Origin of the sequence: Tamlana sp. I1 (assembly GCF_015355625.1) — a bacterium.
Taxonomy (GTDB): domain Bacteria; phylum Bacteroidota; class Bacteroidia; order Flavobacteriales; family Flavobacteriaceae; genus Pseudotamlana.
In genome coordinates this window covers 11,592-26,652 of the sequence record NZ_JACLAF010000007.1, presented here as the reverse complement: position 1 = coordinate 26,652, position 15,061 = coordinate 11,592, and the positions used below count along the sequence as shown (strand labels likewise).

The following is a 15,061-nucleotide window of genomic DNA, read 5'->3' as shown; positions in this document are numbered from 1 at the left end:
CAAACGGCGTCCTTTTAAAATCGTATTTAACAAAAAAACATATACAAATGAAACAAACCTTTACAGAAATTAAAATATACCTCTTCTGTTTGCTAAGCACATTTCTTGGTGGGGTAACGTTGGCGCAAAACACTTCTTCTAGCAACTTAGTGCAGCAGGATTCGCTTTCGCCAATAACTAAAGATCAAATTCTTGAAACTCCATTTGGAACCTTTAACTTGAGCAAGTCTACAGGAGCTGTATATAGAATTTCAGGAGAAACTCTTAGAAAAACTCCAGGCGACAACCTGTCTGAAGCATTACGAGGACGCGTACCAGGATTAAGAATTGTTAGTCAATCAAATACACCTGGTTTTAATAATTATTCATATACCTTAAATGGAGGCACACCTTATGTGTTAATTGATGGACAGCCTAGAGGTCTTCAAGTTGACTTACGTGAAGTTGAAGAAGTAATCATACTTAATGATGCGACCTTTAATTCGTTGATGGGTATTTTAGGAGACAACGGCCTAATATACGTAATAACCAGAGGTGGTAAAAACGATACAAAACCTGTAGTGGAAGTTAATTACCAAAGAGGTTTAAATACTTCCACACGAATGCCTAACCTCTTATCTGCAGCAGAGTACGCTAGAGTAATAAACAAAGTATCTAATAACGATGGACTGGGACCTGTATACTCGCAAGCAGACATACAAGCCTATGAAAATGGATCTGACCCTATAGGCTATCCTAATGTTGATTACCAAGATACATTTTTAGAGGAATCATCTCCTTCAAATTTCGCTTCTCTTTCAGTTTATGGAGGTTCAAAAAAATTAGCTTACGGTGCATTTGTTGGATATTCAGACTGGCGAGGCTTAGAAAAAGTAGGAAATCCAATTACCGGTAGAAGTATCACATTCAGAACCAAAATTAAAGCTCAGATTAATGATTTAATTGAAACTTTTGGTAGTGTTTATGGTAAATTTGGTGAAAATGATCGTCCAGTTTTAGATGCTAGTACCATGTTTAATTGGATTTCTGGCACACCTGCTAACGCGTTTCCTTTAAAAGTAGGCGATTCTGCATACATTGTTAGCAATCAATTTAACAATAATTTATTGGCAGAGCTAGAGGCTGGTGGAACCAGAACAGATTACGAGGCGAATATGATTTTTGACTTTGGTTTTAATTTTGATTTTAAAGATTATGTGCCAGGTCTTAAATACAATACTTACTTGATGATGAGAACTTTTAACTCACAATCACTGCAAGCAGACAACACCCCAGCCCTTTACACCTTAGAAACTTATAAGGATGTTAATAACCAAGACGCATTGGCGCTTAAAGTTTACACGACAGAAGTTAACACCCTTGATGTAAGCAGAAATCAATCTGATGTTCTAAGAAACTTTGCTTATGGAGGTAACCTTAGTTATGTAAAAGATCTTGGAGAAGGTGTTTTAAATTTAAATGCAAACCACCTTCTTTACTACCAGCCTACACCCGATGCAGATGTTCCAGATGTACGCCAATTAACATTTAATTTAAATGGTTCTTTTGCGCTTCAAAATAAATACATCATGTATGCCAACTTAAATTCTAGCAATAGTTCTAAATTCATAGGAAACAATCGTACCAATTTTTTCCCTACTCTAGGGGTTTCTTGGATCGCTTCTAATGAAGACTTTTTAAAAGATAATAAGGTTATTAATTTTTTAAAATTTAGAACATCTTATGGTATAGTAGGCACAGAATACACAGCAGACAAATTCCTTTATTTAGATACATGGACAAGATCAAACAAAGCTTATTATGGTGCTGGACAATCGAATCAAACGCAATCTAGCTATCAGGTCTCTCAAACAGGAAACCAAGCTATTGACTGGATTATTTACAATCAGTTTTTTGCTGGTTTAGAACTGCAAATGTTTAACAAATTAAGTCTTAATTTCAACTATTTCAACACCGATATTGAAGGCCAAATCACCAATGCTAGTGAGCTTTATGCTCAAGCTTTAGGTAATAATGCCTATTTACCTGCTTTAAATTACACAAACAGAAAAAACCAAGGATTCAATTCGAGTATATTTTTTAGAAACAACGAAAACGATTTTAAATACTACCTTGGCGTTAATGCAGGGTATAACAAAATCAAAGGAGTAAGAATAGCGGAGGTACAATACCCAGACCAATACCGTTTGCAAGAAGGTCAGGCAGAAGATAACATTATGGGTTATGTAAGTGATGGTCTTTATACTACTAACAACATAGCAAATGCGCTACCGCAGTTTGGCGATGTTCGCGTAGGTGATGTAAAGTACAAAGATTTAAACGGGGATAATGTTATAGATTCTAGAGATCAAAAAGCTATTGGTAACAGCACTCCAAGATTCAATTACGGCATCAATATTGGAGCCAGCTTTAAAGGCATAAATTTAGACGTTGTTGGTGTTGGTGTAGCGAGTTATGATATTGATTTAAGTAATGTACCTTATTACCAACATTCTGGTTTAGGTAGCTATTATGGGAGTATAAACAGTAACTTACCTAATGGAAATGCCAACCCGAGATTAGGAAACATAAAAAGCGATAACAACTATAGATCCTCAGATTATTGGCTTGTAGACGGCGGTTATTTTAGAATTTCGACAATGGAACTTGGGTACACATTATCAGATAAAGTAATTTCCAAATCGCCTTTTAATGCTGTAAAATTCTTTTTAAGAGGTAATAACTTAGCACTTTTTAGCAAAATGAAAGATCTGGATCCAGAAGACACAAGGTCAGGAGTTTCTGAATACCCAATGATGAGAAGTTACTTTTTAGGTACGACAATAAGTTTTTAATAAATACTTAAAATAATAAGATACACATGAAATTAACTAATAAAATATTACTCATACTGCTTATAACCGCTTATGGTTGTAGCGATTTCTTAGACGATGAGATTCAATATATAGAGCAAGAAGAAATAACTGAGTTTGGAAAAGAATCTCGTGGACTAATCGATGTGATATATACCGATTATTCATTTAATTATTTCACTGATTTTTCGGTAGAATACCTCACCGATAATGGGGTATCAAGTTCTAATGAGTCATCTTTGGCAACAGGTTATTGGGGGCCAACTGATAATCCTTACGGATATGTTTGGCAACAATCATACGATAATATACGTAAAGTATATCAATACATAGAGTTGGTTCACGATACAGGACTTCCTTATTTACCAAACCGCGATGATGCTCTAGAGAACGAAAGAACCATTAACCGCTACTATGGTGAAGCCCATTTCTTGAAAGCTTGGGCAGAATGGGAGTTACTAAAAGTATTTGGTGGCCCATCTACAGATGGCCAAATGCTTGGCTTCCCAATTGTAGATGGCATTTTAGAAAATGAAGATTATGCTACATTATCAAGAAATACATACTCTGAATGTGTCACTCAAATCATGAACGACTTAGATGTTGCCATCCAATACTTACCACTACAGTATTCTGGATCTGGAGCAAGTAACATAGCCTTTACAGATGCAGAAACAGGAAGAGCAAGTGGCTTAGCGGCTTATGCTCTTAAAGCAAAAGTGGCCTTATATGCGGCAAGCCCAGCATTTAATCCTAATAATGACCTTGTAAAATGGCAAAGAGCAGCCGATTTAGCACACGAATTCATTGAAATGAACGGCGGATTGAAACCGCTTCAAAGTTATGATTATAAAAGAGAGGACAACCCAGATCATATCTGGAGGTTAAGAAATTCTAGACAAAACAACCAATTAGAAAACAGGTTATACCCACCAACACTTTATGGTCAAGGCGAAGTAAATCCATCACAAAATTTGGTTGATGCATTTCCAGACGCGAATGGGTACCCGATAAGCGCTTCACAAAGCAGTTATGATGCATCTGTTCCTTATATATCTAGAGATGCAAGATTTTATAGATTCTTGTTTTATAACGGGGATTCTTGTTATAATTCGCCAAATTGTACAGATTATAACCCTCTAGAGATATTTGAAGGCGGCCAAGACAATTATGGTGGGTTTATTGATAATGTTGGTACCAGAACAGGCTACTATTTAAAAAAGTTTTTAAATGATTTAGATTTTGATCCTTCTGGAATTGATGTAACGACAAACCTACCAAAAGTTTATGTGCAGTTAGATCTTTCAGACCTATACTTAATATACGCTGAAGCTTTAAATGAAGCTTACGGTCAACCCGATGCTGCTCCTGTAGGTTATACCGTATCGGCCAAAGAAGCCCTGTCTATGGTACGTAAACGTGCTGGACTTTTAGTAGACCCTTATTTGGACAATGCGGCTAGTAATAATTCAGATTTTAGAGACTTAGTAAAAAATGAAAGACGTATAGAACTATGTTTTTCAGGCGAAAGATTTCATGACTTAAGAAGATGGAACGACATTGCTAACACTAACGATGTTAAAGGCGTTAAAGTGATTAAAAACACAGACGGCACTTTTTCATATCAGAGCATAGACGTTGAAAGAAGGCAATACGAAACAAAAAACAGTTATTTACCATTACCATATGCAGAGTTATTGGTAAATAACAACTTAAAACAAAACAACGGTTGGTAAAAAAATAAACTATTATGAATAAGATTAAATTAAAAAACATAACAAAACTAATGGTGTTTACCCTCATCGTGTGTGTAGGCATAATGTCGTGTTCGTATGATGATTTTGTTGAAAATGAATTTGATTACACAGCAGTGTATTTTCCAAAACCCAAAATAGACCGAACATTTATTATGGGTGAAGGTATGCGAATAGGTGTTGGTGCCGTATTAGGCGGACGTTTATCTAATACCGAAGATGTTGAAATCACATTCTCACTAGATGACAACCTTGTTGCCAATGAAGGATTAACTGTATTGCCAAGTGATTATTATAACTTTGTTGATGCCAACGGAAACCCTGCCAATAATAAAATTATTATTCCTGCTGGAAAAGTACAAGGGTTTGTGTATGTAAAAGCAGATTCAATAAACTATTTAGCAGACCCTGCCTCTTTAGGGAATAATTACGCCTTAGGTTTTAAATTGGAAAATGTAGTTAAAGCAGACTCTATTTTGGCCGATTTTGAATCTACATTGATAACGTTTTCATACATCAACAAACTTTATGGCAATTACATCCAGAAAGGGCAATTTGTAAAAACAGATGGCACCACAACCGAAACAATTGAGTACCCAGGGGGGATTGATGATGTTGAAGAGTTAACGGTATCTTCTCCTAACTCCGCAATAGTTAACGGGCTAGGCACCTTTAGAGGTAGCAACCATAAAATGGAAATTATTATTTCTGAAGATAACACAATAGCTATCCAAAGTCTACCTGGAGCAGTAGCTGTAATTGATGACGGTGGCTCATCTTACAATCCAGAAACAAAAGTAATCACGCTTAATTACACATTTGATTTTAATGGTTCAAATTATAAAGCTACCGATATATTAGATTACAGAAATCGTGTGGTTGATGGAGTTAATCAATTTGACCCTGATCAAGAATAACTATTATTTTTTAAATATTTTTTTCAACAAAACATTTCTATTTGAAAAGGATTAATAGCCAATAAATCTTCTCGTTTTCGTTTTTCTAATTGAAGTGAAACAAAAAATGAGGAGATTTTTTATAAGAAACCATTATCAAAATAGAAACGTTACATTATTTTAATTTATCTATAAACATGAAGTTACACAGCATTTCAACCATACCGTTCTATTTAAAGAACCAAGGTAAAAAGATTTTAACGATGCTATTTTTAGCGCTTTTTAGCTCGATTGGCGCACAAGATGAACAAAAACCAAATATCATCTTCATTCTAACAGATGATTTGGGCTATGGAGACCTTGGCGTTTTCTACCAAGATCAATTGGCTTTAGATATTACTTCTGGGATTCCTAGACAATTCACCCCTTATCTGGATCAAATGAGTCATGAAGGTGCTACCCTATCGCAACACTATGCCGCTGCGCCAGTTTGCGCGCCATCAAGAGCATCGCTACTACTGGGGCGTAATCAAGGTCATTCAAACATTAGAGATAACCAATTTGATAAAGCTCTAGATAATAATTACACCTTAGGATCGACCTTACAAAAAGCAGGTTATAGTACTGCCGCTATTGGAAAATGGGGTATGCAAGGTAGACATGACGAAGGTCCAAACTGGACTGCTCATCCCCTAAATAGAGGTTTTGATTATTACATGGGGTATATCCGCCATGTTGATGGACACGAACACTACCCAAAAGAAGGCACTTACAGGGGGTCAAAAGAAGTTTACGAAAACAGAAAAAACATAACGGCTAACTTAGATAAATGTTATACTACAGACTTATGGACTGCTGTTGCAAAAAAATGGATTGTAGATCATAAAAAAAGTAACGAAAATAAAAAACCTTTCTTTATGTATTTAGCTTATGATACGCCTCATGCAGTACTTGAACTGCCAACACAGGCATACCCTGAAGGAAATGGTTTAAACGGAGGTATTCAATGGACAGGAAAACCTGGGAAAATGATTAACACCGCTTCTGGAAAAGTAGATTCTTGGATACATCCTGATTATGTTAATGCCACTTACGACGATGATGGAAAAACTTCAACACCAGAAATTGCATGGCCAGATATTTACAAACGATATGCTACGGATGTAAGACGTATAGATCGAGCGGTAGGTGATATTTTACAACTTTTAAAGGACCTTGATATTGATAACAACACCATGGTTATTTTTACGTCTGACAATGGCCCTTCAAGAGAGTCTTATATCAAAAACAAACCTATTAACCCTACTTTCTTTAAAAGTTTTGGCCCTTTTGACGGTATTAAACGTGATTGTTGGGAAGGCGGCCTAAGAATGCCAACCATTGCATGGTGGCCCGAAAATATACCAACAGGTCATACTATTGAAACCCCTAGTATTTCGTACGACTGGATGCCTACATTTGTGAATATGGCCGGTTTACCAGCTCCAGCAATATCGGATGGTGTATCATTGCTCCCATCGCTACTTAATAAAGGAAATCAACAAAATAGTAATATTTATGTTGAATATTTTCAAAGTAAAACCACACCAAATTATAAAGATTTTATACCAGCACGTAGAGGCGGTAAAAGAAATCAAATGCAAATGTTGCGTATTGATAATTTAGTGGGAGTTCGTTATGATATCAAGAAACAAGATGATGATTTTGAAATTTATGATGTTGTAAAAGATCCTCAACAGACCAATAATTTAGCAAAAAATGCTGGAATGAAAACTTTTCAGCAAGAACTAAAAGATAGAGCATTACAATCACGTATAGCAAATAATACTGCAGTACGACCGTATGATAATGAGCTAATCCCTGCAAAAGTCATAAATAACACTAATAAAGGTCTTGTATGGAAAGTTTACAAAGGTAATTTTCCTTGGGTTCCCGCATTAGAAACATTTACCCCTGATAACAAAGGCACTACAAAAGCACCAAATACAAAAATAGATACTAACCAGGCTTTTGGAGCATTATATATTGAAGGTTACATTAAAATTCCTGAAGATGGCGTTTACAATTTCTATATTACTACTGATAAAGGCGCTTTATTACGCATACACGATGCAGCGGTTATAGATGCAGACTACAACTATTTTGGGAATTCCACCAAAAGCGGCACTCTGCGTTTAAAAGCAGGCTTACACCCTATTAGACTATATTCTATTCATGGTGAAAAAGTGAAAAAGTTAAATCTAGAATGGAGTAGTTCTAAAATAAGTAAGCAAACTATTCCAGCTTCACAATTTTTTCATTAAAATCGAGTGATACCAATTCTGAATCTAATTCATATAAAAATTAAATTCTATTAATTACCGATTTATGCTATTACTAGCTCTGCAAATGCAAAGTTTGCTAAAGCGTGGGTACACTAAGTGTTAAAAAATTTATAGAATACAAATAATCATACTATTAATATGATGAAAAAAATAGCGAGGCATATACGCCTCGCTATTTTTTTAGATGGTTTATAAGAGTGTAAAATTTAAAATTAATCTATAAAAAATCTCAAGTCAATTTTTAACCGGCAGTATCTCACAAAGTGTGTAAAGATTAAATATCGAGGGTTGCAACCCTCGATATTTTTTTGTTTAATTTTAAAATTTACACACTTATGAAGAAAGAAGATTTTCTAAACGACGATTTTTTAAAACAGTTCAAAACAGGAGACGAACTAACCTCCTTTCTAAAATCTATCCAAAAGCGAGGTATTGAAAAGATGCTAGAAGGAGAACTTGACGCTCATTTAGACTATGAGAAGCATCAGCAATCCAATAATAGCAATACCCGTAACGGCTATGGGTCTAAAAAGATAAAAACAGCTTTAGGAGAGACTAATATTAAAGTTCCCAGAGACCGAGAAGCTTCTTTTAACCCCATGCTAGTTCCTAAACGCACAAACATGGTTGACGGCATAGAAAACGTCATTGTCAGCCTTTATGCCAAGGGCATGAGTAATTCTGATATTGAAGAGCAAATCCGAGAAGTCTACGATTTTGATGTATCTACATCTACCATATCACGTATCACAGATAAAGTTACCAATGATATTGTTGCTTGGCAAAACAGACCCCTGGAGCCCGTATATTTAATTACTTGGATGGATGGTATTGTATTTAAGGTTCGGGAGAACTCCAAAGTCATTAACAAAACCATGTACATCGCCGTAGGACTCCGTAGAGATGGTAAAAAGGAAGTCTTAGGACTTTGGCTGGGTAAGAATGAATCGGCAGCCTTTTGGATGAGCGTACTAACCGATATGAAAGCCAGAGGCGTTCAGGATTTGCTTATCACGGCCACAGATAATCTTAACGGTTTTACCGACACCATTAAAAATGTTTTTCCTGAATCTAAAACTCAAATTTGCGTGGTACACCAGATTCGTAACGCTTGTCGCTATGTTGTTTGGAAAGACAAGAAGGAATTTACAAAAGACATGAAAAATATCTATGATGCACCCACCAAAAACGCAGCAAAAGCTGCTCTAGAGGACTTTGCTCAGAAATGGGAGCACAAGTACTCTTATGCTATTAAAAGCTGGAGAGACAATTGGGATGAGCTTACCGATTTTTATGAATTTCCTGTTGAAATTAGAAAAATCATTTACACTACAAACCTTATTGAAAACCTTAATGGTAAAATCAGAAAGTACACTAAAAACAAGCTCTCATTCCCAACAGATGAAGCTGTTATGAAGTCCACTTTTTTAGCCCTTAGAGAGGCTACCAAAAAATGGTCGATGCCTATTAGGAACTGGGGCATTATTTTAAACCAGTTTTTAACTATATTTGAAAAAAGGGTTCAACTTTAAAAAAGCTAAACCCTCGATTTATAACTTACACACTTTACGGGATAGTGTCTTTTAACCTGAGATTTTAAAACTTACGCACTTTATGAGATGATGCCAACTATTTTAACCCTGAAACTATTTTTTAAGTCTCAAGCCTAGGTTTTTATTAGTTTTTTACATTAGGGGACTTATTGTAATTTTACTTAATGAATAAGGAGGCAATTCCAACTCATGCACTTTCTTATTCATGTTTGCATTTTCAAGTGTTTTACTATCAATAGTTCCTGGGTTAGAAAATCGTTCTATTGTGATTTTAGCATTAGAAACACCGAAACCAAAAACACCTAATTTCATCAAGGTATCCTTTTCGTTCTTATTTAAAAGATAAACTGTTACACTTCCAGTTTGCACGTCTTTTGCACCAAAACCATAAATGGACTTATCGTTAGAGAGCACATATAAATATTCTTTTTGTAATGCCGTTGAAAACATTTTAAACACATCAGCAATAGGATTAAAATGCAATAATTTTGTCCCCTCTTCATTAGTATTAAACACTCTTGATTTTCGCTTACCAGCATTTAAATTCCAATAACAGGCTTGGTATACATCGTTTTTAAACATTTCTAACATAAAATCGGCAGCAATGATAGCATAATCGTATTCCTGGGCACCTTTTATATCTCCTAAACCCCATTCATTAAATCCAAATTTAACGGTTTTATTAGCCCTTCTCGTTTCATCTTTAAGGCGTTGCAATAATGTTGTTAATTTCCCATCATAAAGTGGAAATTCATTACGCCACTCTTCCACAGTATGTCCTGATTTAAGTCCCCATATATTCCCCCATTTTTCATGAAATTCCAATACATCAACTTCTTTTGAGATCTTAGCTATATCAATACTTTCTTCAAATCTATTTTTTTTATAAGGACCAAATTTCCAGTCTCCAATAATTTCAATATCTGGGTCGACACTTTTTAGTACCTTGGCATACTGGTCAATATATGCAGCATATTCCTTGGCTTTAAAACCTTTGGCATAGCCTTCGTTGCCCATATACCAATGCTTAACATTATAGTTTTTTTCTTTACAGTAAGTAATTAAACGTCTGGCTTCATCCAACGATTCTCCTAGCCTATTATATGCTTTTCCTGATCTAAGGTTCAATCCAACCATAGGTTCTGTGTTAGCCTTTCTACAAAAAGCAATGTATTCGTCCAAATCCATAAAGTTATCCCCAGATAGTGTTTCACCATTGTAATCAGGATCCCAACTATCATTTTTAAACGGAATACCATTTAAATCATCCCAATGGTAATATTGTACAACAGTCCCCCCTGGCCATCTAATAATAGCTGTTTTACTATCTTGCATCCATTTTGCTATACTTTCATCCTTATAGAGCGCATCATTCTCAAAAGCATACACAAAATGCGACCCATTGAGATATTTAGAAATAGTCCATTGTGGCCTGTCGGCATTTACTACCACGTAGGGTATAGTATCCACAAAATCATTTCTGTTTTTTAAGAACTGTGCTTCTGGCTCTTCTTGTGATGCTGCAATTAATGGTAATACTGCAAAAAGGAAGAGCATTTGATATTTTAATATTTTCATAATTGTTTTTTATAAAATGTTTTTTGACTCATATTGATACACTATTTTTTAATAAACGAATATCTAAATTCAATATAAACTGCTTTACAAAAATCTGATTTTTTTTATTTAAAAAAGAGAACTGTTTATATTAAAAGAATGAGAATACTTTATTAACCAAAAGTTATATTAAAGGCTACCCCTTTTTAAACAAAAGGTTTTAAGATATATAAAGTAATATTATGGACGCAACTCAATTTTCTGTATTTAAATTTTTCTGCTATATTCTTCAGGGCATTTAGTAATTGTGCTAATTGCAGAGTGCCATTTATTCAAATAATTTAAACGCTATTTTTTTATAATCATGATAACTCCTACCTCTTTGAGGTTTATGAGCCTTAATAAAATTTACTTCATCATTTAATCAAAATTAAAAATTAGATATACTCGCCAAAGATGGCTGTCTGTATCTTCCTAATCTTTATCATAAAAACTAGATAAAAAGATAAGGATAAAAAAATGCAGCTAACTACGACCTAACGCTTTAGTTTTTATCTGTTTATTTGATATTGAGCCTGAGCGCTTGAAAACCTATTTCTACGCCTTGCTGCATTTGTTGGTATAAATCTGGTTTTTCATTTTTCACATAATTTAAAACATTTACAGCATCGGTTATAACTGGTATATTGATCTTCTTATTTGGTGTTACTTTTTTATATGCCTCTAGAGTCTTTTTTCGAAGTTCTATCAATATGCTTTTGTAGTTGGGGTTATTGGCAAGATTATTTAACTCAAATGGATCTTTAACCAAATCATACAATTCTTCTTTTGGTTTTGTGCTTTCAAAAAAAAACTTTTGATATTCTATTAATGCTCCTTCTTGATTTAGCTTTCGCATAACATGAAGGGCTGGACGATAAAACTCTAAGTAAGCTTGGTGGGCATCATAAGGTATTTCTGGTTTATCATTTCTAATATATTTCCATTTACCAGAGGTCACGGCTCTTGATTTATCTTCAATTTCATCCCAAGTATCCCGAGCAGCAAACACATAGTCTCTAGTGCTTTTTTCTTTAAATATAGGCTTACTTGTCATATAAGATGGGATATTAGCACCTGCAAAATCAAGAATAGTAGCGGTAATATCTGTAGCACTAATTATATCTTTGCGAATTTTATTGCTTTCTATTCCTTTAGGGTGATATATAATCATAGGAATACGCAAACCCGAATCATACAAATAACCCTTACCGCGAATATTGCAACGACCATTATCCCCAATAAAAATGACAATGGTATTATCAGACATGCCTTTATCTTCCAACTCTTTAAAAATCATACCAACTTCATTGTCCATATACTCAACCTGATCTAAATATTTAGCCCAATCTAACCTAGTCATAGGATGGTCTGCAATAAATTCTGGCAACTCAACATTTTCTGGATTTACTGGGTGCTTTGATTGATTTCTTATGTCATTCCACCAATCGCCCCTATGGGTTACTTTTAATTGTATTTGAGCAAAAAAAGGTTGGTCTTCCTCTTCAAAACAATCCCGTTTATCGAAAAGACCAAATTCAGTTTTACCATCCCATTTCCCCAGCGCTTTGTGTTTAAAGTTTACATCTATCTTTCTCCCCTTATCAAAAACACCGTGATGTCCTAATATACATGTATATCCTTGTTCTCTCAACCAATACGTAAAAGGCTTATAATTTTCATTTAAAACAACCCCTCTATTACTCCTGTGGTTACCAGCATTTATTAGTAATTGGTTAACACCTACCATCATTGCAGATCTACTGGGAGAGCAGATCGGGTTTGTAACGAAGCAATTATCAAACCGCACGCCGTCTTCAGCCATTTTATTAAGATTTGGTGTTTTTACATCTTTCAAACCATAAACCTCAAGATCTAAACTCATATCTTCGGCCATCAACCAAATAATATTAGGTTTGCTTTGTGAAAACATCACGCCTTTAAAACAGACAGCAAAAACAAAAACAAGAAATAATTTTCTCACAAACCTTTAATTAATAATATCAATTTCTGCTATAGCTGCTTGTTGTGAGCTATCATGAACTTGAACTGCTTCTAATTTCATATAGCGAGCTGAAACCTTCTGGTCTAGTTTTATTAGGCTTGGCTTAGCATCATTAGGAAAACTAACTGTTTTTACAGGACTGCCCCAGTTATTTTGATTATTTGAAACATAAATTTTTAAATCGGAAACCCTTCCTTTTACTTTATCTGGAGCGGGCACATATTTAATTTGAGAAAATGTTTTCTTTTTTTGAAAATCTATGGCTATAAAATGTGGTAATGGTTTTCCTGAATCGCCCCCAGGAGATTTCCAATAGGTTTTTTCATACCCATCAATAACAGCGCTATTGAAATTATCTTTTTCTGCTCCATCAGAATAAATTTCTGCTCCATCTTCAATTAATGAGTTTCCTATAAACTTTCCTGAATCATTTTTGGTTTTTAACACACCATCGCTTGTTCGTGGGTCGGACATTTCCTGTTGCCATTTTTTATATACGTTTGTTAACTCGGCAACTATTTCAGGATATTTATCTTTAAGGTTTTTGGTTTCAGAAATGTCATTTTCAAGGTCGAAAAGTTGTATCCCATCCGGATACTGATATTCGTCTGATGCAGGAAGAGCCACCCCTCCTTCCAATTCATAAGTATTATGAACCCAACCTATATTGTGGGCGAGTCGCCATTTTCCTTTTCTCACCACCCAACTATCACGACCATTGGACCAAACTAACTTGTCATGAATACTTATATTGTTTTCAATTGTTGGCCAAAGGCTTTTGCCGTCCAAATTATTAGGAATGGGGGCTCCTATTGCTTCCATGATGGTTGGTAATAAATCCATTCCAGAAACCATTTGGTTCACCGTACGTTTTTCTTTTATTCTTTGGGGATAAGAAACAATTAACGGCACTCTCACTCCACCTTCTCCAAACATGTACTTATAGCCATTTAATGGATTATTTTGCGCATAAGTATTAATGGTTCCTCCATTATCGGAGATGAAAAAAATGATGGTATTATCTAATTTACCAGAATCTTCCAATTCATCCAATATCTTACCAATGCCTTTATCCATAACTTCCAACTGGAGTAGATAACGTTTTCTACCATCAGGATCTACTTTACCTAGATGCCCCCATTTGCGATGCCAACTTTGATAGTTTTCGATTTTTGGATCCCAAAACGGAAATTGTTCTATGCCATATTTTTTCAGATAGTCTGGATGTCCCACATAGGTAGGATGGTGAACGGCATTATAGGATAATTGGATATAAAACGGTTTATCAGTAGTATTTCTAATAACATCTATGGTTTTATCGGTAAAAATATCGGTTGTGTATCCGTTTTTATATGATTTTTTTTCTCTTCCATTTAATAAAGGACCAATATGAGCTTTCTCGGCGTTTTTTTCACCATAGTCATCAGCCGCTTCTTGACTCAAACGAAGATAATCCCATGTATGATCTACAAACCCTAAAAATTCATCAAAACCATGATCTAAAGGATGCTCAACAGGACCGCCATTCAAATGTGTTTTTCCTACCTTTACATTGAAATATCCTTGGGCTTTTAATAATTGAGGCAGTGTTTTTTCCTCTGAGGGAAGCCCTCCTTCACCAAACCAATAATTCCCCCATCGCTGATGATATCTTCCCGTTAATAAACCAACTCTTGCGGGGCTACATATAGGTGCTGTTGCATAAGCATTAGTAAAAAATGCCCCATCTTTAGCAATCCGATCAATATTTGGTGTATTTACATCCTTAGAAGCATAAGGTAAAAAACTCATATCTGAATACCCTAAATCATCTGTCACTACTACAAGGATATTTGGTTTTTTCTGTGCACAAGCAACGCTTGCACAGAAAATAAATAAAGTGAATACTGTATTTAAAAATTTCATTTTTTTTAATTTTTATTTTTTTTGTACTAACGCTAATTTTTTTAAAACTACTGTATACCATCAACATCAAATCACCAACGATATAAATCTACTTTTATAAAAAGTATTTAAATCAACATTTTTTAGACTTCAGTTGAATGATAAAATGGAAAATTTATTTTTGCTCCTATTAAATT

The 15,061-nt window shown here is 34.8% G+C and carries 8 protein-coding genes; 5 read left to right on the top strand and 3 right to left on the bottom strand.

Going from position 1 to position 15,061, the window contains the following annotated elements:
- Nucleotides 1-47 precede the first annotated feature (47 nt).
- The 5 genes from H6X70_RS07400 to H6X70_RS07380 all read left to right on the top strand — a co-directional run bounded on the left by H6X70_RS07400 (nucleotide 48) and on the right by H6X70_RS07380 (nucleotide 9,358).
- Nucleotides 48-2,834 carry a SusC/RagA family TonB-linked outer membrane protein gene (locus H6X70_RS07400; RefSeq protein ID WP_194767042.1) on the top strand — a complete coding sequence of 929 codons (2,787 nt, stop codon included), beginning with the start codon at nucleotides 48-50 and terminating at the stop codon, nucleotides 2,832-2,834.
- Nucleotides 2,835-2,860: 26 nt separating this feature from the next.
- Nucleotides 2,861-4,588, top strand: a complete 1,728-nt coding sequence (locus tag H6X70_RS07395; RefSeq protein ID WP_194767041.1) for a RagB/SusD family nutrient uptake outer membrane protein — start codon at nucleotides 2,861-2,863, stop codon at nucleotides 4,586-4,588.
- A gap of 14 nt (nucleotides 4,589-4,602) precedes the next feature.
- Nucleotides 4,603-5,523 (top strand): DUF1735 domain-containing protein, encoded by a 921-nt coding sequence (locus H6X70_RS07390; protein WP_194767040.1) that lies wholly within the window; start codon nucleotides 4,603-4,605, stop codon nucleotides 5,521-5,523.
- Nucleotides 5,524-5,699: 176 nt separating this feature from the next.
- Nucleotides 5,700-7,805, top strand: coding sequence for a sulfatase-like hydrolase/transferase (locus H6X70_RS07385; RefSeq protein WP_194767039.1), 2,106 nt, complete (start codon nucleotides 5,700-5,702; stop codon nucleotides 7,803-7,805).
- 356 nt (nucleotides 7,806-8,161) lie between these two features.
- Nucleotides 8,162-9,358 (top strand): IS256 family transposase, encoded by a 1,197-nt coding sequence (locus tag H6X70_RS07380; protein ID WP_194767038.1) that lies wholly within the window; start codon nucleotides 8,162-8,164, stop codon nucleotides 9,356-9,358.
- 153 nt (nucleotides 9,359-9,511) lie between these two features.
- Here the strand turns inward: H6X70_RS07380 and H6X70_RS07375 are convergent, their stop codons facing one another.
- The 3 genes from H6X70_RS07375 to H6X70_RS07365 form a co-directional block, all read right to left on the bottom strand.
- Nucleotides 9,512-10,957: a hypothetical protein gene (locus H6X70_RS07375; protein ID WP_194767037.1), complete on the bottom strand. Its 1,446-nt coding sequence runs from the start codon at nucleotides 10,955-10,957 to the stop codon at nucleotides 9,512-9,514.
- 538 nt (nucleotides 10,958-11,495) lie between these two features.
- On the bottom strand, nucleotides 11,496-12,959 hold the full coding sequence (locus H6X70_RS07370; protein WP_317171460.1) for a sulfatase: 1,464 nt from the start codon (nucleotides 12,957-12,959) through the stop codon (nucleotides 11,496-11,498).
- Between the two features lie 6 nt (nucleotides 12,960-12,965).
- Nucleotides 12,966-14,885: a sulfatase-like hydrolase/transferase gene (locus H6X70_RS07365; protein WP_194767036.1), complete on the bottom strand. Its 1,920-nt coding sequence runs from the start codon at nucleotides 14,883-14,885 to the stop codon at nucleotides 12,966-12,968.
- Nucleotides 14,886-15,061: the final 176 nt, after the last annotated feature.

Coding starts and splice junctions, on each gene's coding strand:
- H6X70_RS07400 (WP_194767042.1), top strand. CDS start 48: ATGAAACAAACCTTTACAGAAATTAAAATATACCTCTTCTGTTTGCTA.
- H6X70_RS07395 (WP_194767041.1), top strand. CDS start 2,861: ATGAAATTAACTAATAAAATATTACTCATACTGCTTATAACCGCTTAT.
- H6X70_RS07390 (WP_194767040.1), top strand. CDS start 4,603: ATGAATAAGATTAAATTAAAAAACATAACAAAACTAATGGTGTTTACC.
- H6X70_RS07385 (WP_194767039.1), top strand. CDS start 5,700: ATGAAGTTACACAGCATTTCAACCATACCGTTCTATTTAAAGAACCAA.
- H6X70_RS07380 (WP_194767038.1), top strand. CDS start 8,162: ATGAAGAAAGAAGATTTTCTAAACGACGATTTTTTAAAACAGTTCAAA.
- H6X70_RS07375 (WP_194767037.1), bottom strand. CDS start 10,957: ATGAAAATATTAAAATATCAAATGCTCTTCCTTTTTGCAGTATTACCA.
- H6X70_RS07365 (WP_194767036.1), bottom strand. CDS start 14,885: ATGAAATTTTTAAATACAGTATTCACTTTATTTATTTTCTGTGCAAGC.